The sequence below is a fragment of the Proteus sp. ZN5 genome (genome assembly GCF_011046025.1).
Taxonomy (GTDB): domain Bacteria; phylum Pseudomonadota; class Gammaproteobacteria; order Enterobacterales; family Enterobacteriaceae; genus Proteus.
In genome coordinates, this window is sequence record NZ_CP047639.1 from 2,737,411 (window position 1) to 2,756,025 (window position 18,615).

15 protein-coding genes are annotated in these 18,615 nt (G+C 37.3%); 4 read left to right on the plus strand and 11 right to left on the minus strand.

Annotated features, from left to right (window positions below; genetic code table 11):
- Position 1: 1 nt before the first annotated feature.
- Both GTK47_RS12565 and GTK47_RS12570 read left to right on the plus strand, forming a co-directional pair.
- Positions 2-607 (plus strand): dihydroxyacetone kinase subunit L, encoded by a 606-nt coding sequence (locus GTK47_RS12565; RefSeq protein WP_241256018.1) that lies wholly within the window; start codon positions 2-4, stop codon positions 605-607.
- An 18-nt stretch (positions 608-625) separates the two neighbouring features.
- Positions 626-1,537 (plus strand): dihydrodipicolinate synthase family protein, encoded by a 912-nt coding sequence (locus tag GTK47_RS12570; protein WP_165123632.1) that lies wholly within the window; start codon positions 626-628, stop codon positions 1,535-1,537.
- Positions 1,538-1,658: 121 nt separating this feature from the next.
- Here GTK47_RS12570 and GTK47_RS12575 read toward each other — a convergent pair whose 3' ends face one another.
- From GTK47_RS12575 to GTK47_RS12590, 4 genes are all read right to left on the minus strand, one after another.
- The gene (locus GTK47_RS12575; RefSeq protein WP_165123634.1) at positions 1,659-2,627 is read right to left on the minus strand and encodes a threo-3-hydroxy-L-aspartate ammonia-lyase; all 969 of its coding nucleotides are present in this window, start codon (positions 2,625-2,627) and stop codon (positions 1,659-1,661) included.
- Positions 2,620-3,021: a RidA family protein gene (locus GTK47_RS12580; RefSeq protein ID WP_161711318.1), complete on the minus strand. Its 402-nt coding sequence runs from the start codon at positions 3,019-3,021 to the stop codon at positions 2,620-2,622. The genes GTK47_RS12575 and GTK47_RS12580 overlap by 8 nt, the downstream gene beginning before the upstream one ends.
- A gap of 76 nt (positions 3,022-3,097) precedes the next feature.
- Complete coding sequence (locus GTK47_RS12585; protein ID WP_165123636.1) at positions 3,098-3,865, minus strand: hypothetical protein; 768 nt, start codon at positions 3,863-3,865, stop codon at positions 3,098-3,100.
- Positions 3,866-4,003: 138 nt separating this feature from the next.
- Positions 4,004-5,419 carry an MFS transporter gene (locus tag GTK47_RS12590; RefSeq protein ID WP_165123638.1) on the minus strand — a complete coding sequence of 472 codons (1,416 nt, stop codon included), beginning with the start codon at positions 5,417-5,419 and terminating at the stop codon, positions 4,004-4,006.
- 93 nt (positions 5,420-5,512) lie between these two features.
- On the opposite strand from GTK47_RS12590, the gene GTK47_RS12595 reads away from it, so the two are divergent.
- Entirely contained in the window at positions 5,513-6,163 is a 651-nt protein-coding gene (locus GTK47_RS12595) for a metalloregulator ArsR/SmtB family transcription factor (protein WP_165123640.1), read from the plus strand.
- An 84-nt stretch (positions 6,164-6,247) separates the two neighbouring features.
- Here the strand turns inward: GTK47_RS12595 and glgP are convergent, their stop codons facing one another.
- The 6 genes from glgP to GTK47_RS12625 form a co-directional block, all read right to left on the minus strand.
- Positions 6,248-8,698 (minus strand): glycogen/starch/alpha-glucan family phosphorylase, encoded by a 2,451-nt coding sequence (gene glgP, locus GTK47_RS12600; RefSeq protein WP_165123642.1) that lies wholly within the window; start codon positions 8,696-8,698, stop codon positions 6,248-6,250.
- A 45-nt stretch (positions 8,699-8,743) separates the two neighbouring features.
- Positions 8,744-10,177 carry a glycogen synthase GlgA gene (glgA, locus tag GTK47_RS12605; RefSeq protein WP_165123644.1) on the minus strand — a complete coding sequence of 478 codons (1,434 nt, stop codon included), beginning with the start codon at positions 10,175-10,177 and terminating at the stop codon, positions 8,744-8,746.
- Positions 10,174-11,523, minus strand: a complete 1,350-nt coding sequence (glgC, locus tag GTK47_RS12610; RefSeq protein WP_165123646.1) for a glucose-1-phosphate adenylyltransferase — start codon at positions 11,521-11,523, stop codon at positions 10,174-10,176. The genes glgA and glgC overlap by 4 nt, the downstream gene beginning before the upstream one ends.
- A gap of 21 nt (positions 11,524-11,544) precedes the next feature.
- Positions 11,545-13,614, minus strand: a complete 2,070-nt coding sequence (gene glgX, locus GTK47_RS12615) for a glycogen debranching protein GlgX (protein ID WP_165123648.1) — start codon at positions 13,612-13,614, stop codon at positions 11,545-11,547.
- Between the two features lies 1 nt (position 13,615).
- Positions 13,616-15,799 carry a 1,4-alpha-glucan branching protein GlgB gene (gene glgB, locus GTK47_RS12620; RefSeq protein ID WP_165123650.1) on the minus strand — a complete coding sequence of 728 codons (2,184 nt, stop codon included), beginning with the start codon at positions 15,797-15,799 and terminating at the stop codon, positions 13,616-13,618.
- A 365-nt stretch (positions 15,800-16,164) separates the two neighbouring features.
- Positions 16,165-17,046 (minus strand): LysR substrate-binding domain-containing protein, encoded by an 882-nt coding sequence (locus GTK47_RS12625; protein ID WP_241256019.1) that lies wholly within the window; start codon positions 17,044-17,046, stop codon positions 16,165-16,167.
- 144 nt (positions 17,047-17,190) lie between these two features.
- On the opposite strand from GTK47_RS12625, the gene GTK47_RS12630 reads away from it, so the two are divergent.
- Positions 17,191-17,916, plus strand: coding sequence for a sulfite exporter TauE/SafE family protein (locus GTK47_RS12630; protein WP_165123652.1), 726 nt, complete (start codon positions 17,191-17,193; stop codon positions 17,914-17,916).
- A 29-nt stretch (positions 17,917-17,945) separates the two neighbouring features.
- Here the strand turns inward: GTK47_RS12630 and GTK47_RS12635 are convergent, their stop codons facing one another.
- Positions 17,946-18,563, minus strand: a complete 618-nt coding sequence (locus GTK47_RS12635; RefSeq protein ID WP_165123654.1) for a TetR/AcrR family transcriptional regulator — start codon at positions 18,561-18,563, stop codon at positions 17,946-17,948.
- Between the last annotated feature and the right edge of the window lie 52 nt (positions 18,564-18,615).

The window sequence follows — 18,615 nt, forward strand, 5'->3', positions numbered from 1 at the left end:
GATGAATATTACACTTGGAATGCTCAAACAAGCGGTTGTGCGTATCGCCATCGCTTGTGAGCAATCTCAAACAATGCTTTGTGAAGCAGATAGCCGCCTAGGTGATGGGGATTTGGGGATCACCATGCAAAAAGGCTGGCGGCAAATTGCCGACGATTCACATGATTGGCCTGATGATCTCAGCAAAGCATTTTTTCAATGCAGTAAATCATTACAAAAAGCCTGTGCTTCTTCTTTTGGTACATTGCAAGCAACAGCTTTTATGGCCATGGCAAAATATTGCAAAGAAAACCAACTTCAAGAAATATCGCCCTCCGACATTTCACCGCTATTAACCGTTGCCTATCAAAGCATGATGGCGAGAGGAAAAGGGGAATTAGGGCAAAAATCTGTACTCGATATTCTTTACCATTTATCTGAAGCGTTAAAACCCATTTTAGCTATCGATAATCTAAAAGCAGTAGCCTTACAAAGCATCGATAGTACGCTTAATGAATACCGCCAAAAACCTAATTTATTAGGTCGAGCTCGTATGTTCCCAGAAAAATCTATTGGTTTAGATGATCCGGGTATGTTGGCAATTAAAGTTATTGTTGAAGCAATCTGATTTAATAAAGGTCTTTATATGAAAAAATTATTTGGCGTTACAGTGGCAATGGTTACTCCGTTTGATTTGAACGATCAAGTGGATATTAAAGCGTTATCTGCATTAACTGAAATGTTAGTAACCAAGGGTGTTGATTGCCTTTATCCTTGTGGTACAACAGGTGAGATGTTGCGTTTATCCGCGTTAGAACGTAAAAATGTTGCAAAAACCGTTGTCGAAACGGCGAATAAACGTTTACCTGTCTTTATTCATGTTGGTGCAATGACATTAAACGAAACCATTGAATTAGCCAAACATGCTGTTGAAGTTGGTGCTGATGGTATTGGTGTGGTGACACCACAATTTTTTGGTGCAACAGACAGAGAATTAGAAAATTATTTTGTAACAGTAGCAAACAGCGTACCGGATAATTTCCCTGTTTATCTGTATAACATTCCACAATGTGCTGCAAATAATATAAAGCCTGAATTAGCGGCAAAAGTACAACAGCAGTGTAAAAATGTAATTGGTATTAAATACAGCTTTGCTGATAACAATACAACATTAAGTTATCTTGCAGTTGCAGAGGATTTTTCAGTTCTTCACGGCTACGACAAATTATTCTTAGGGTTATTAGATGCAGGTTGTGATGGCACTGTTTCAGGTTGTGCTTGTGTGTTCCCTGAACCATTTGTGAATATGTATAAAGCCTATATTGCAGGTAACTATCAAGAAGCGAAACATTGGCAACAATTTTGTGTGAAATTTAGTGATGCACTTAAGTCTGGTGCGAATATGGCAATATTTAAATCAGCATTAACTATGCGTGGTTTAGAAGGTGGTCATATGCGTTTGCCACAACTTGATTTATTATCTGAAGAAAATCAAAAATTAAAAGAAAATCTAACTCAACTATGTAAAGAAGCAGGTATCACTTTTTCACTTAATTAAACAGTGATCAAATAAATGTCCCCGTTATTTTAGTTGATTGGTTGTATGTTGATCCTTTTAAGCAGTATAGGTTTTTCTATACTGCTTTTTTAATATCAGAACATACATAAGGATCAATGGTTTATTGTGCTAAAAAGTGACCGTATTGTGCGATATCGACATTACCACCACTGATAATAATACCAATTTTCTTACCTTTTAATTTATCACCAAATTGACGCGCTGCTGCTAAACTTAAACAGCCTGTTGGCTCTACAATTATTTTCATACGCTGGGCGTAAAACTGCATAGTCGAAATTAATTCTTCATCTGTTGCAGTTAAAATATCGTCCACATTATTACGGATAATTTCAAAAGTATAATTGCCTAGGTGCTGAGTTTGTGCGCCATCTGCAATTGTTTTCGGGGTATCAATATGAATAATTTCTCCTTTGCGTAATGATTGTTGTCCGTCATTTCCAGCTAAAGGTTCAACGCCAAATATTTTACAATCAGGTGAAAGGGCTTTAGTTGATAATAAAGAGCCAGAAAGTAATCCACCACCACCTAATGGAACAAATAGCATGTCTAATTCACCCACTTTATCGAATAGCTCTTTGGCAGCAGTACCTTGCCCCGCAATAATATGAGGGTGATCGTAAGGTGGAATTAATGTTAGGCCTTCTTTTTGTGCTAATTGTTGCCCAATTTCTTCGCGATCTTCTGTATAACGATTATAAGTGATCACACGACCACCATAGCCTTTTGTTGCTTCCATTTTTGCCTTTGGCGCATCTTCAGGCATGATAATTGTTGCAGGAATACCTAATAGCTTTGCCGATAAGGCAATTGCCTGAGCATGATTACCTGATGAGAAAGTCACAACACCATTTTTACGTTGTTGATCATTAAATTGAGATAACGCATTCATCGCACCACGGAATTTAAATGCTCCCATTCGTTGAAAGTTTTCACACTTAAAATAAAACTGTGCTCCTGTTAGCTCATTAATCGTGCGAGAGGTTAAAACAGGTGTTTTATTAAGATAAGGCAAAATACGTTGATGAGCTTCTGTCACATCTTTATAAGTAGGAATAGGCAACTTATTCATAAGATTGCTCCTTGATCACCACGGCTTCAATTTCAATTTTGCTCCCAAAATGGAGCTCTTTTACACCCGCGACTAATCTTGCTGGTCTGTGCTCACCAATCCATTTTGCGTATAGTTCATTAACAATAGGCCACTCGTTAATATCTGTCACATAGACTTTAACTTGAGCAATATCGGTTTTCTTTGCATTAATTCCGAGAAGACAAGCATTTAAGTTTTCAAGCACTTGTGTAATTTGAACTTCAACGGGCTTGTCTGCCAATGGATTACCTTGTTTATCTAAGGGCAATAACCCAGAAATAAACGACATATTGTTTGCAGTCACAACATGAGAGTAATGCCCACCAGGGGATGAGAGGGCATCAATATTTTGTAGTGTAAGATGTGAGGTCATTGCGGTTTCCTATTTCACTTAAGTTAGATAAAATGTATATCTATTTATACACAATGTCTAAATCTAGATCAATAGTTTAATTCTTACAGAAAGCGAGTGTAAATACAGGATAAAAAGAAAAACCACCTAATTCACTTTTAGGAACACCGAATTTTCGTTGCGCTATTTCTTTAATTGCTTCTTTTATTTCAGAAAAATTAACTTTATTTTCATTTCCTGATAAAAAATTGTAGATATTTCCAGCCAATAAACAATAGACTTCATATTTTAAATATGAGTTATCAGAAATTCCCAAATCATCTATTGCTTTTACTACTTCAGGAATATCTTGTAATTGCTGGATCAGTGTACTTTGAGCAACGTTACTATCTAGTTCTAGATTAAATTCATGAGATATTAAAGAAAATAAACATTGCTTAGTCTCTTTATCCACAATAATCTTTTCATTACGATATAAATTGTCAATTGTCCGATTAATTATTGAAGAAGGGAGAACTTTCTTTTCATTTATCCACCAACCTAAAATATTGTCATCTACTTTTTTATAGGCTTTATTTAATAAATCTGTTGATTTTTCTGGATTTTTTATATCGACCCTGTAAGAGGATATTTCTTCTGGTGTATATAGATCTCGTATTTTTGATATTAATTTTTTACTGAGATCCGCAATGTCTACAGTGATCTCTTTTCTTTTATTATAATCACATATGGAGATATCTAAATAGGTATTTTTAATATTTTTTATATTATTTAAAAAATTCCCATAATTATTTAATGGTTCTTTATTAAAAACAACATTAGAATTATTATTTAAAATTGCAGGTTTTGAAAAAATATTTGTCATAAAAACTCCTTTTATCGTTAAAAGGTATTTTGACAGAATAAAAAATAGGATCTTTCATAAATAAAACCAATGTTTTAATAAAAAAGAGGCGAAAATATATCACCTCTTTTGTGTTTTATATGACATTGAAAATAAGGATTAATAAGAACAACGCGTTATTTTCCATGCCGTATAAATCGCCATTAATGGTGCTAATGCTAAAAATAAGAACAAGGCAGAAGCAGAAGAAGAGAGGCCTTCAGGTGTGCCACTATTAAAACCATTCAAGTTAACTATCATACCTGCAAATGCAGAGCCTAATGCGGTTGCAAACAGTTGTACGGTTGTAATTGAAGCGCCTGCAATATCTTTATCTTGCGTGGAAGCAGCTTGCAATATACGAGTTAATAAATGAGGCCAACCAAAACCAATACCATAACCCACCAAGAACAACGCAAATAAAATAATAAAAAGACTAACCGCGTTTTCTGATTGCAGTAGTGGGTTTGGAATAACAAAAGCCAACACCAGCAAACCGATAAAAACAATAATAGGGCCACTTAAAATACTAAAACGCATTTTAGCACCTTGCCAACTTGCGCTAATCACTTCAGCAACTGTCCAACCTAATGCCATTAATGCACTCATATAACCTGAAGCTAAAGGTGTTTGCATATGTAAGCTTTGTAGATAATAAGGGACAAAGATCTCACAAGTCATACCAATAGCTAATAACGAAATAGTTAAATACAAAAGGGCATGTAAAGAGAGGCCTTTAAATGTATTAGTGGGTAGCAATCGAACAGCAAGGCGTTTCTCACAAAAAATAAGCACACCAATTAAACCAAACACAACCACAATACTCAGTAAATTAATAGTAAGTGAAGAAGAAAGGCTGCCAGATGAAATAAGCAAAACTGCGGCCGTTAAAATTATTAACTGAAGATAAGGCAAGCTTTGTGAGGTTGATTTTGGCGCGTTATTGTCATTCTTGGGTAAGATAAACCACAGGTAAATACCATAAAAAAGCATAATAGGTAACATAATACCAAAGGCATAACGCCAAGCATCTAATTGAGCAAAAATACCGCCAATAGCAGGGCCAATTAATGTAGCAACACCCCACATACCTGAAATTAACGCCATTGCTCTTGGCCATAATGCTTGATCGTAAACGATATTCACCATAGCGTAAGAAAGTGCAAATAAAAGTCCACCACCAAGGCCCTGAACAAATCGACCAATTAGCATGACTTCCATTTTAGGTGCAATCGCACACAACAAACTGCCAATAAAAAATAGTACTGTACCGGCTAAATACGCACCTTTGGCACCTAATAAATTGAGTAAGCGAGCAGACAATACTGAGCCAATAATTGAAGCAGCTACAAATAGCGTAGTATTCCATGCATATAATCCCATTCCACCAATATCGGTTACAACAGAAGGTAAAATAGTTGTTGCCATTAAAATATTAATCGCATGGATCACGACACCAAAAGAGAGGGCAAAGGAGATTGCACCATTCCGTCCTGAAAAGAGATCACGCCATTGGCTATTATTATTTGGGTGCATTAGAAAAAATATCCTTCTTTCATTGCTATTACGACATAGCTTCGTTAAATTACCAAGATAAAACTTGGATAAATAAATACTGAGACGCTTAATATGTCAAGAAAAAACTTGGAATATAATTATCCTGCTCAACGTACTGTGGGCGATAAAATTCTATTTTTAATTAAAAAACATGGACCTATGCAAGCTAATGAGATTGGGCAACGTCTTGGTACAAGTGGTGAAGCAGCAAGACAGCAATTTGTAAAACTTGCTAATGCCGGATTTGTTGAAGCGATAACCGAGCCAAAAGGTGTTGGAAGACCTATTCAATATTGGCATTTAACCGAATTAGGGCAGAAACAATTTCCTGATACTCATGCTGAGTTAACCGCCCAGATTTTACTGACTATTCGCGAAGAATTGGGTGAAAGTGCAATCGAAAAAATTATTTTAGCACGAAAGAGACAAAGTTATCAGCGCTACACGCAAGCGATAAAAGACGCGGATGAACTCACAGAACGTTTAGATATTTTAGCCACACTGCGTAGCCAAGAGGGCTATATGGCACACTGGGAGCAAGTAAAAGATAACGAGTATCTTTTTATTGAAGATCATTGCCCAATTTGTGCTGCAGCTAAAGTGTGCCAAGGTTTTTGCAATACAGAGAAAGAGCTATTTTCTGAAACACTGGGGGTAGAACTACAACGTGTTGAATATATCTTAGAAGGCGCAAGACGTTGTGCCTACCGTATTAAAATCTAATTTTATTAAGCCTTAAACAATAAAAACAAAAACCGCGCAATAAAGCGCGGTTACTGTTCTGTCCTTAGAAATTTAGCTTAGTTTTTACAATGTAATCGCAGAAGCTTTCCAAATTCGTTGCATATATTCTGTTACCGCACGATCCGCAGAGAAATAACCCATCTGGCAGATATTTAACGCAGATTTTTTCAACCAAGCATCTTCATCTTGATAAAGCACATCAACATTATCTTGTGTATCCACATAACTACGGTAATCGGCTAATACCTGATAATGATCACCAAATTCAATTAAGCTATCGAAAATTGATTTATATTTATCAGGGTAAGTTGGATTAAAGAAACCATTAGCGATTTGATTAAGCGCAGTGTGTAATTCGATATCTTCATCGTAATAACGGCGAGGGGAATAACGCTGTCTTAACTCTGCCACTTCTTGTGCATTGTGACCAAAGATAAACATATTATCAAAACCAACATGCTCACCAATTTCAATATTAGCACCGTCAAGTGTACCGATAGTTAATGCGCCATTTAGGGCAAATTTCATATTCCCTGTACCAGAAGCTTCTGTTCCTGCTAATGATATTTGCTCAGATAAATCTGCTGCTGGAATAATGTGTTGCGCTAAGCTTACGCCGTAATTAGGAATAAAGATCACTTTTAGTTTGTCTTTAATTCGCTCGTCATTATTAATCTTACTGGCAATATCGTTGATAAGATTGATAATTTTCTTCGCATTATAATAAGCTGATGCAGCCTTACCTCCAAAAATAAATACGCGAGGTACCCAGTTTTTCTCTGGATTTTCTAAAATGCGATTATAACGAGTGATAATGCCTAACACGTTGAGAAGTTGGCGTTTATATTCATGAATACGCTTGATTTGCACATCAAACAGCGCATCTGGGTTAATATCAATATTTAAATCTTCCTTAATAATTTGCGCAAGATTTTGTTTATTGATACGTTTTGAATCTTTTAATTGGTGCAAGAAATCTTTATCTTTCACCAATGGCATTAATTCACCTAATTGCTCTAAATTTGTTCGCCAATTCGTACCAATATGGCTATCAATTGCTTTAGAGAGAGAAGGGTTTGCTAATGCCAACCAACGGCGTGGTGTGATCCCATTGGTAATATTGCAGAATTTCTTAGGATAGATCATCGCAAAATCAGCAAATAAAGATTGCACCATTAATTGGCTATGAAGCTCAGAAACACCGTTAACCTGATGACTAATAATAACCGCTAACCATGCCATACGAACATTACGGCCATTCTCTTCATCAATAATAGAAACACGGCGTAATAAGTCGTTATCGTTAGGGAATTGTTCTCTAACTTGTTTCAAGAATTTATCATTGATTTGGAAAATGATTTGTAAATGGCGAGGAAGCGAACGACCAAGCATATCAACAGGCCAAGTCTCTAATGCTTCACCCATTAATGTATGGTTGGTATATGAGAAGATATGTATGGTCTGTTCCCATGCTTCATCCCAGCTAAATCCATGATTATCAATTAGCTGACGCATTAACTCAGGAATAGCAAGAACAGGGTGAGTATCATTAAGATGAATTGCAATAAAATCTTTCAGATTATCAAAGCGTTGATGCAGATGATAATGACGTTGCAAAATATCTTGAACAGAAGCACTGACTAAGAAATATTCTTGCTGTAAACGCAACATTTTACCTGATGTTGTTGAATCATCAGGGTAGAGAATACGAGAGATATTTTCAGAGCGATCTTTAGCCTCTGTTGCCTCTAGATATTCACCTTTATTAAATTTACCTAAGTTAAACGCCACATTTGATTTAGCTGACCATAAACGAATGGTATCTGTTGCTTGTGTGTTATAACCCGGGACAATAGAGTCATAAGGTTGTGCCATTACATTGAAGGTATCAACCCAATAACTTTTCTCGCCTTCTTGTTGTAAACGCCCGCCAAAATCCACTTCAAATTGCAGATCATGACGAGGGAATTCCCAAGGATTACCTTTTTCAAGCCAGTTATCCGCAACTTCATGTTGTTCGCCATTTTGAATTTGTTGGCGGAACATTCCGTATTCATAACGAATACCATAACCTGTAACGGGATAACCCAATGTGGCACAAGAATCAAGGAAGCAGGCAGCCAAACGACCTAAACCACCATTACCTAAGCCAGGATCTGGCTCAAGTTCGATTTGTTTTTCAAGATCAAGACCTAACTCTTTTAATGCTTCTTTAACTTCGTGATAAACACCTAAAGAGAGCATGGCGTTGGTTAAAAAACGCCCCATAAGAAATTCCATCGAAATGTAATAGACCTGTTTTACTTTCGGTGAAAGCTCCGCTTTGGTTGATTTTAACCAGCGTTCAACTAAACGGTCTCTAATGGCGTAAGAGGTTGCATTTAACCAATCTGTTGGTGTTGCATACTTTGGCGACGTACCAACAATAAACATTAGTTTATAAACAATAGAACGCTTTAATGATTCAATATCCTTATCAGGTGATAAATAATCAAATTCACATAAATTTTTCATTATAAATCTCTTTTTGTTATCCACTGGCTTAAATAGACTTCATGTCTATAAATGTTGATACAGTGTCGCATACGTTTTTGCAGCGGTTTCCCAACTAAAAATAGTTTGATTCATGCCATCAGTTTGAGCTTGTTGCCACTGTTTAGGCATACTCCATAAGGTAAAGGCACGATTAATCGCCTGACGCAGAGAGTCAGGCGTCGCTTCATAGAAAACAAAACCCGTCGCTTGGTGACGTGCTAAATTTTCTAATGAGCAATCATTAACCGTATCGGCTAATCCACCCGTGTGTCTCACTAAAGGTAGGGCGCCATATTTCAAGCCATATAACTGAGTTAATCCGCAAGGTTCAAAACGGCTAGGCACCATAATCACATCAGCACCGGCGACAACTTGGTGTGAAAAACTTTCGTCATAACCAATATGAACTGCTACATTTTGAGGATATTGTTGTTGTGCGTGTAAAAATGCCGCTTCAAGGTAACTATCGCCAGTGCCTAATAAAACAAACTGACCACCTTGTTCAACGATATCAGGGAGTGTTTCAATAACTAAATCAAGCCCTTTTTGCGAAGTTAAACGGCTGACAGCTGCAAAAAGAGGAGCGGTATTGTTGACAGGTAAACCACATTTTTTCTGTAATGCAGTTTTATTTTCTAAACGCTTATTCAGGTTTTTAACATCATAACGACGTGTTATTAAGCTATCTGTTGCAGGATCCCAAACCGCCTCATCGACGCCATTTAAAATACCACTTAATCGCTGTTCATAAGCACGTTGACGTAATAATCCCTCTAAACCGTAACCAAACTCTTGAGTGGTTATCTCTTTGGCATAAGTTGGGCTGACTGTCGTAATGTGGTTAGCATAAAAGAGGCCTGCTTTTAGGAATGAAATTTGTCCGTAATATTCCAGTCCATTAATTGAAAAACTGTAATCAGGTAATTCAAGTTGATGCAGATGATAAGGTGAGAATTCACCTTTATAAGCCAGATTATGAACAGTAAAAACAGATTTTGCTGAATAATGTTTAACTGCTAAATAAGCACAAGCAAGTCCTGCATGCCAATCATGGGCGTGAACAATATCAGCACGCCATAAAGGATCTAATCCCGCTGATAATTCGCTTGCCACCCAACCTAATAGGGCAAAACGAAAAACATTATCACCATAAGGGTGTTGATGTTGATCGTGATAAGGGCTACCAGTACGTTGATAAAGATGAGGTGCATCAATGAGATAAATATCAACACCTTGATATTGTCCATAAAGCAGAGAAATATTACCTGCAAAGGTATCGATATTAGTCACTAACTTGAGTTCAGGAATATTATCTTTAATAGCAGGAAACGCGGGTATAACAACCCGCGCATCTAAACCTATCTTTTTCTGAGCTAAAGGCAAAGAACCCATAACATCAGCTAATCCCCCTGTTTTTAGCAGAGGGAATAATTCAGAACAACAGTGAAGGACATTCACGAAAAAGCCTCCTCATTTTGAGGTTTTTGTTCTGCATTTGTTTCAGTTGAATTTTCTTTTTCATTACGTGCTAATTGCTCAAGCATTTCTCTTGTTACAAGCACGATACCTTCTTCAGTACGGTGGAAACGTGCAGCATCTTCTTCTGCATTCATTCCAATAACAGTACCTTCTGGAATAGTACAACTACGCTCAATAATACAGCGTTTTAAGTAACAATGATGGCTCACTGTCACATCAGGTAAAATCACGGAATCTTCGATATGGCAGAAAGATTCAACGCGAACTAATGGGAATAGGATAGATGAATAGAGCGTTGAGCCATTGATAATACAACCGTCAGCAATCAACGAGTTCATCATTTGTCCATGTTCACCATGATTATCTTGGACAAATTTAGCTGGCGGTAACGGAGTCATAAAGGTACGGATTGGCCAATCTTTCGCATACATATCAAGCTCTGGTGTTACAGAGGCTAAGTCGAGGTTAGCAGACCAATATGCTTCAATAGTTCCTACATCGCGCCAGTATGGTGGTACTGAAGGATCTGAACTGACACAAGAGAGTTCAAATGGATGAGCAAGAACATCACCACGCTCAGTGATTTTAGGAATGATATCTTGGCCAAAATCATGGTGTGAATTTGGATCACGGCTATCTTCTTCTAATAAATCAAAGAGATAATCTCTATCAACCACATAAATACCCATACTTGCTAATGAATGTTCAGGATCATCAGGAATACAAGGTGGGTTTGATGGTTTTTCTAAGAAATTGAGCACTCGACGATTTTCATCGATATCCATAATACCAAATTGGAATGCATCTTCTTTAGGAACACGAATACAAGCCACGGTGAATTTTGATTTGTTTTCAACGTGATCAAGTAATAAACGAGCGTAGTTCATTTTATAAATATGGTCGCCAGCTAAGATAACGACATATTTTGCTTTGTAGCTACGAAGAATATCGAGGTTTTGATAGATAGCATCAGCTGTACCCATATACCAATGTTCGGTATTACGACGTTGCTGAGCTGGTAATAAATCAACAAACTCATTCATATCTTCGTTGAAGAATGACCAACCACGCTGAATATGTTGAACTAAAGAGTGCGATTGATATTGGGTAATAACACCAATACGACGGATCCCTGAGTTAAGACAGTTTGATAGCGTAAAGTCGATAATTCGAAATTTTCCACCAAAGAAAACCGCCGGTTTTGCACGTTTTGAAGTCAATGCTTTTAAGCGTGTACCACGACCTCCCGCTAAAACGAGTGCAATTGCCTCTTTAGGAAGTTGTTGTGCCAACATTAATTTTTGGCCTTGTTCTGTTGTCATCATAGTTATAGCACTCCAATCAAATTACTTAACTTGGGAGGAAATAATGGGTAATTTTTCAGTAGAAGACTGAGTATAAAAAACGCTATTTCGCCAAAGGGTGATACTGTTAGGTTGTACTTCACAATGCTCAGATTGTGCTGGGTAACAATCAGGCCAGCTAGCCGTATCAAGCAAGCAAGACCAAGACCCTTTAGGTAAAGAAAAAACAGCGCTGTTTCTTAATGGGTTAAACATTAAGATCCATTGTTGCGCTAAAAGAAGTTGTAATGGTGAGGGTGGAAGTTGTTGCCAATCTTCATGACTCATAGGTTGAGCATTCTGATTTAACCAAACAACATTTTGGCTATCTTCTTCCCACCATTTAAGCGAACTTAAAGGTGTAATTTGGTGACGTAATTCAATAAGGTGGCGAATGTAATCAGTTAAGTTGTAAGGCTGTTGAAACCATTTGATCCAACTGACTTTATTATCCTGACAATAAGCGTTGTTATTACCATATTGCGTATTACCCACTTCATCACCGGCGAGTAAATGAGGTGTTCCTCTAGAAAGCAGTAGCGTTGCCAGCATGTTCCTTGTTGCAAGCAATCTGTATTGACTTATTTTTTCGTTAACTATCAAACCTTCTTCACCAAAGTTCACACTGTAATTGGTGTTATGTCCATCTAGGTTTGATTCTCCATTCTCCTCGTTATGTTTATTCTGATAACTCACTAAATCCCGTAGTGTAAAACCGTCGTGGCTAGTTATCATATTGACACTAGAATAGGGAGGTCTGCCATTTTTGTGATATAGCTTTGCTGAGCCTGTAATATTGTCTGCAAATGCCGCAATAGAGACATCACGCCATAACCAAAAACGACGAATAACATCGCGATAGCCATCATTCCACTCTGTAAATGGAACAGGAAAATTACCGACTTGATAACCATCAGAGCCTAAATCCCAAGGCTCTGCGATAAGTTTAATGCGTGACAATAGTGGATCTTGTCGAATAGCCGTCAATAGAGGTGATTGAGTATCAAAATAGGGAACTCGACCAAGGCTTGTCGCCAAATCAAAACGAAAACCATCAATATGAAATTCAGTCACCCAATAACGCAAGCAATCCATAACCCACTGCACCGTTTCAGGGCGACTTAAATTGAGTGTATTACCACACCCCGTCCAATTTTGAGCTTTGTTTTCATCGTTTAGCCAATAATAGCTTTGGTTATCAATACCACGTTGCGAAACAATATAACCTTCAAATTGATCACTTAATTCCGCAGTATGGTTAAACACCACATCTAAAATCACTTCAATATTGGCTTTATGTAGGCATCTTACAGCTTCTCGAAATTCATCAATAATATTGCGACCTGAATTAGAATAATATTGAGTCGATAAAGCGAAAGGCGCTAATACGTTATAACCCCAATAGTTTTTTAAACCGATTTTATGAAGATGTGGCTCTGTTAAATGATATTGAACAGGCAATAATTCTAATGCCGTAATACCTAATTTTTTCAGATGTGAAATAAAAGCAGGGTGTCCTAATGCTGCATAAGTGCCCCGCAATTTTTCAGGTATTTCAGGATGCAGTATTGTCAGTCCTTTTACATGTCCTTCGTAAATAATGGTTTCTGACCACGGTGTATTTAAACGCTGATAAGTGCCTTTTTCTTTATAAGAATGACAAAAACAGCCACTATCATCTGTGATAACTGCTTTAGGTGTAATCGCACTATCATCATGCTCTAATGCATTAAAAACAGGGGAGGTGTAAGGTAATGTATTATCAACAATACCCGTCACCTGTTTTGCATAAGGATCTAATAATAGTTGCTGAGGTTGATAGAATAATCCTTGCTCTGGATCCCATTCACCTTCTACACGATAACCATAATGTAAACCTGGCCCTGCTCCGGGCAAATACCCATGCCAAATTGAGCCAGTTTTACCCGGTAATGGGTAGCGGATCTCTTTGCCTGCTTTATCAAACAGGCAAAGAATGACTTTAGTGGCATTTTCACTAAAGAGTGTAAAATTTACTCCATAACCATCATAATGACTGCCCATAGGAAAAGGGCGACCATAGTCTAAAGACATATTAATCCTTCAATCTTAAATACAGCGTCGCAAGTGGGGGTAATGACAATGACAAAGAGTGAGGCTTGCCATTAAATGCACTTGCAGTTGTCTCTATTTCACCTAAATTTCCTACATTACTGCCGTTATAAAATTCAGAATCACTGTTGAGAATTTCTTGATAAGCACCGGCTTTATTTACACCGACAACGTAGTTGTGATGAACAACTGGAGTGAAATTACTGATAACAATAATTTCATTGCCTTGTGCATCTTTACGGCAAAAAGCAAAGACGGAGTTATCGTGATCATCAACGGTAAGCCACTCAAAGCCTTCACGTTCAAAATCACATTCATAAAGCGGGGCATTAGCTTGATAGGAAAGATTCAAATCTCGTACAAAGTGTTGAACACCTTGGTGCGGACTATTTGGCTCTTCAAGAAGATGCCAATCTAAGCTACTGTCGTGGTTCCATTCACGCCATTGTGCAAATTCACATCCCATAAATAGCAGTTTTTTGCCGGGATAAGCCCACATAAAGCCAAGATATGCACGCAAATTGGCAAATTTTTGCCAATCATCGCCTACCATGCGGCCAATCAACGAGCCTTTACCATGCACAAACTCATCGTGTGAAAGAGGCAGAACAAAGTTTTCGTTATAGGCATAAAGCATACCGAAGGTCATTTGATTGTGATGAAATTTACGATAGATAGGATCACGTTGCATATAAGCTAACGTGTCATGCATCCAACCCATATTCCATTTGTAATTAAAACCTAAGCCGCCATCATCAGGCGGTAAGGTAACACCCGGAAAATCGGTAGACTCTTCTGCAATCGTGATTGTACCGGGACAAGTTGTGCCCAGTAATTTGTTGGTATGACGAATAAAATCAATGGCTTCTAAATTCTCACGTCCACCGTGTTTATTTGGGATCCATTCACCATCTTTTCGACTGTAATCACGATAAAGCATTGAGGCAACAGCATCGAAACGGAAACCATCAAGCGCAAAATGCTCATGCCAATACAATAAATTACCGGAGAGGTAATTCAGCACTTCATTGCGCCCATAGTTATAAATCAAGGTATTCCAATCAGGATGAAAGCCTTCACGTCTATCTGCATATTCATAGAGTGATGTACCATCAAAATTACGTAAACCGTAATCATCTTCAGGGAAATGACCGGGAACCCAATCTAATATGACTTTAATTTCTGCTTGATGCGCAGCTTCAATAAAGTCACGGAAATCCATAGGAGAGCCAAAGCGACGAGTTGGTGAATATAATCCTAGTGGTTGATATCCCCATGAACCATCAAAAGGATGTTCATTTATAGGGAGCAACTCAATATGAGTAAAACCCATCTCTTTAACGTATGGAATTAACTGTTCAGCTAATTCGCGGTAACTTAACCAGCTTTGATCGTCAGTATGTCTACGCCATGAACCTAAATGAACTTCATAAATAGACATAGGTGCATTGCGTTGATTCGCTTGCTGACGCGATAGTGGCATCGGTTTGATTGGGGGTAATGTATTGATAATTGATGCAGTTTCAGGGCGTATTTGTGTTTCAAAAGCATAAGGGTCAGCTTTTAATCGACGTTCACCATTCGCATCAAGAATAGAATATTTATAGCAATCACCAAGATGAGCCTGTGGAAGGAAAAGCTCCCATATTCCACTTTCACGACGTAATCGCATTGGAAAACGTCTTTCATCCCAGAATGAGAAATCGCCTACAACACTTACGCTTTTTGCGTTGGGTGCCCATACAGCAAAAGTAATACCATCAATATCACCCAATTTTGCAGGGTGCGCACCTAAACATTGATAAGGGCGGGAGTGATGGCCTTGTGCTAAAAACCAAATATCCATTTCTTGCAATAAAATGCCAAATTGATAGGGATCATCAACGACACCTTGTGCATTTTCCCACGTCACATCTAAACAGTAACTAAAACGACGTTTACGTCGAGGGATAGCGCCACAGAAAAAACCACTAGGATGCTTACGCTCTAGTGTTGCTACATTTCGACCGTTTTTTCTATCTATGACACTGACTGCAACTGCATCTGGTAAAAAAGCACGAACCTCTAAACCTGCCGATGTTTCATGCATACCAAGAAGTGCAAAAGGATCAGACTCATACCCATTAATTAGTTTTTCTATTGCTTTTTTTGTCACAGCTACAGACATCTTATCGTCCTTCGTTGCCAGCAAATAAATTAATAAATTTTATATATAAATATCAGCATAGAACGTTAATTTAAGTTAAACAATAAGTGTTTATAACAGATTATTTAAAATCAAAATAATTTATATAGGTTGATATACTTATTTATTGATTTTAATATATTGAATTTAAATAAATTTAATGAGTGAGGTAGAGAAAGATCGTGAATTATAAAAACAGCACGATTAGCGTTTTCACCTATTCACAAAAAGAAGGTTAGCATTAGATATTTTTAATAAAACGACTAACAATTAGTTTTAAAAAGTGTAATTAAGAGGGCTAATATCGCTATTTTTATGAAAAATAATCACTTATTTCATTAGCAGAATTAACTTTTATACTGAGTGAGCCATTGTTCAAAATCAAGATGTGTTTTGGTTTTTTGTACACCTAATGGCGTTAAAGCGTAGTAACTCATCGGTGCAATTTGGATATCTGGAAATAACACTTTTAAAGTACCGCTATTTATTTCATTCGATAAAATCGAAACAGGGCCAATACCAAGGCCTAATCCTTCAATAATAGCTTGTAGAGAAATATGAAAGTGATCAAAGCGATAGTGACGAGAGAATGATCGCTGTGTATTGAGATGAGTTGCGTTTAACCATTGTTGCCAATGTCCAGGACGAGTAAGTGTATCAATAACTGGGCAATCAAAAACACTTTCAAATCTAGTGACACTGTAACGTTTTAAGAATTTTTCAGAAGCAATTAAACAATGTTTATCCTCTAAAAAAGCAACAGATGAATACTCTTGTTGCTGAGGTTGAGGGCGAATAATCAGATCATCATGACTAATCAAATGAAACCGCTCGCTATTTGCTGAGGCAATTTGGATATTTGCATTAGGATATTGAAGATAAAAATCCTCCATTCGTGGAATAAGCCATTTTAAACAAAGTGTTGTAGGAACACTAATATTTAAAATATCGTTTTTTCCGCCATTACCATACCGAAAACCAATATCATTTAATTTATCAAAAACTTCACTTAATTCTTGCGCCAACGTCAATGCATAGGGGGTGGGTACTCGACGTAAACCTTGTTTGTTAAATAAAGTGACGCCAAACCATTTTTCTATAACTTGAATATGACGACTAATTGCACCATGAGTGACACATAATGTTTGTGCGGCTTCGGTATAACTTTGGCTATGACAAGCGACTAAGAAAGCACGTAATGAAGGCAATGGAGGAAGATTTCTCATCATAATTTTCTCACTATAGTTTACGCATCATAAATAAAACGGGCTTTCTGATTAAAACTCACAATACCGTGACATTTTATCACAGGTAAAAATAAAGAAGGCAGGTATGATACAACGTCTTTAACTTATTGAACTTAAAGGATGATAATGAGTTTTATCGCAGTTATTTTATTGGCAGTATTTTCTGGTGTGATCAGTGGCGTTGTAGGAACCGGCTCTTCTATTTTATTAATCCCAGCGTTGACCTATGTTTTTGGTGCTAAAGAAGCTGTACCTATTATGGCGTTAGCTTCAGTGATGGGAAATTTATCACGTATTTATTTATGGCGTCACAGCATTCGCTTTAAACCACTATTTTATTACCTATTACCGGGTATTCCTGCCGTCGTTCTTGGCGCTAATACATTATGGGTAATGCCAGAGAAATGGCTAAATATTGGTATGGGAATGTTTTTTATATTGATGATCCCCGTGATCCACTTATTACGCAAACATCAAATCAAAATGAAAACTTACCAAGTTATTATTGCTGGCGCAGTTATCGGCTATTTAACAGGCGTTGTATTTTCCACAGGACCATTAACTATTCCTATATTTTCTGCATATGGTCTAACATTAGGACCATTACTTGCGACAGAGGCTGCCGCGTCATTTGTTATTTATCTCACTAAAGCCTTAACTTTTAGCCAACTAGGTGCGGTTAATAGCTTTATCTTAATTAGCGGTGCATTAGTGGGCTGTGGTTTAACTGTAGGAAATTATCTTGGTAAAAAACTGGTCTTAAAACTGACACCAAAAATTTTTCAATGGCTGTTAGATGCTATGTTGATTTTTGCTGGTGGCTCACTGCTTTTTAATGGCATTTATTCTTAATAAAAATGGCTGTATTAACAGCCTTTACTTTAATTATTATCTGATAAATAAGGTATTAATAAAGTTTGTGAAATATCAGTAAATGGCAGTAACTCATTAACAGAGGCTCCTGCTCTTGCTCTCAAAGAAATTGAATGTAAAAGGGCAACTACACCCAATGCAATGGCGTGAACATCCGTTCCTTCTTTTAATTCACCTGCCTCTAACGCTTCTTGTAAGGCATCTTCAACTTGCTGAGTTTGCGCGTTAATGACTTGATTTAACATCATTCTTATTGTCGGATCTTCAACTTCAGTCACCGCTGTTGAAAGCACCATGCAACCTGTTAATCCTTCACTATCAGTATAAAAGTGGATAGCCGAAATTAAATAGCGCTTTACTCTTTCTGTCATTTTATCTTGAGCTGATTGTTTCTCAAGTTCATGGCGATAACGCGAGGAAGCAATATGATTAAATCGCTCAATCGCTTTTTCATACAATGCCGCTTTATTGCCAAATGCAGCATAAAGGCTAGGCTTATTCATTTGCGTTTCAATGACTAAGTCATCCATTGATGTTGCTGTAAATCCTTTACGCCAAAATAACGCCATTATTTTTTCGAGTGCAGCATCACTATCATAACGGCGAGGGCGACCTTTCTTTTTCATTTTGTACCATTTAGTAAGAAATGTATTTACTCAGTATAAAACAAATGTCATT

Excerpts from the sequence above, each read along its gene's own strand:
- glgX (WP_165123648.1), bottom strand. The coding sequence starts at position 13,614 with ATGTCTTTAGACTATGGTCGCCCTTTTCCTATGGGCAGTCATTATGAT.
- GTK47_RS12565 (WP_241256018.1), top strand. The coding sequence starts at position 2 with ATGAATATTACACTTGGAATGCTCAAACAAGCGGTTGTGCGTATCGCC.
- GTK47_RS12590 (WP_165123638.1), bottom strand. The coding sequence starts at position 5,419 with ATGCACCCAAATAATAATAGCCAATGGCGTGATCTCTTTTCAGGACGG.
- GTK47_RS12635 (WP_165123654.1), bottom strand. The coding sequence starts at position 18,563 with ATGAAAAAGAAAGGTCGCCCTCGCCGTTATGATAGTGATGCTGCACTC.
- GTK47_RS12570 (WP_165123632.1), top strand. The coding sequence starts at position 626 with ATGAAAAAATTATTTGGCGTTACAGTGGCAATGGTTACTCCGTTTGAT.
- GTK47_RS12585 (WP_165123636.1), bottom strand. The coding sequence starts at position 3,865 with ATGACAAATATTTTTTCAAAACCTGCAATTTTAAATAATAATTCTAAT.
- glgB (WP_165123650.1), bottom strand. The coding sequence starts at position 15,799 with ATGTCTGTAGCTGTGACAAAAAAAGCAATAGAAAAACTAATTAATGGG.
- GTK47_RS12575 (WP_165123634.1), bottom strand. The coding sequence starts at position 2,627 with ATGAATAAGTTGCCTATTCCTACTTATAAAGATGTGACAGAAGCTCAT.
- glgP (WP_165123642.1), bottom strand. The coding sequence starts at position 8,698 with ATGAAAAATTTATGTGAATTTGATTATTTATCACCTGATAAGGATATT.
- glgC (WP_165123646.1), bottom strand. The coding sequence starts at position 11,523 with ATGATGACAACAGAACAAGGCCAAAAATTAATGTTGGCACAACAACTT.
- GTK47_RS12580 (WP_161711318.1), bottom strand. The coding sequence starts at position 3,021 with ATGACCTCACATCTTACACTACAAAATATTGATGCCCTCTCATCCCCT.
- GTK47_RS12625 (WP_241256019.1), bottom strand. The coding sequence starts at position 17,046 with ATGATGAGAAATCTTCCTCCATTGCCTTCATTACGTGCTTTCTTAGTC.
- GTK47_RS12630 (WP_165123652.1), top strand. The coding sequence starts at position 17,191 with ATGAGTTTTATCGCAGTTATTTTATTGGCAGTATTTTCTGGTGTGATC.
- GTK47_RS12595 (WP_165123640.1), top strand. The coding sequence starts at position 5,513 with ATGTCAAGAAAAAACTTGGAATATAATTATCCTGCTCAACGTACTGTG.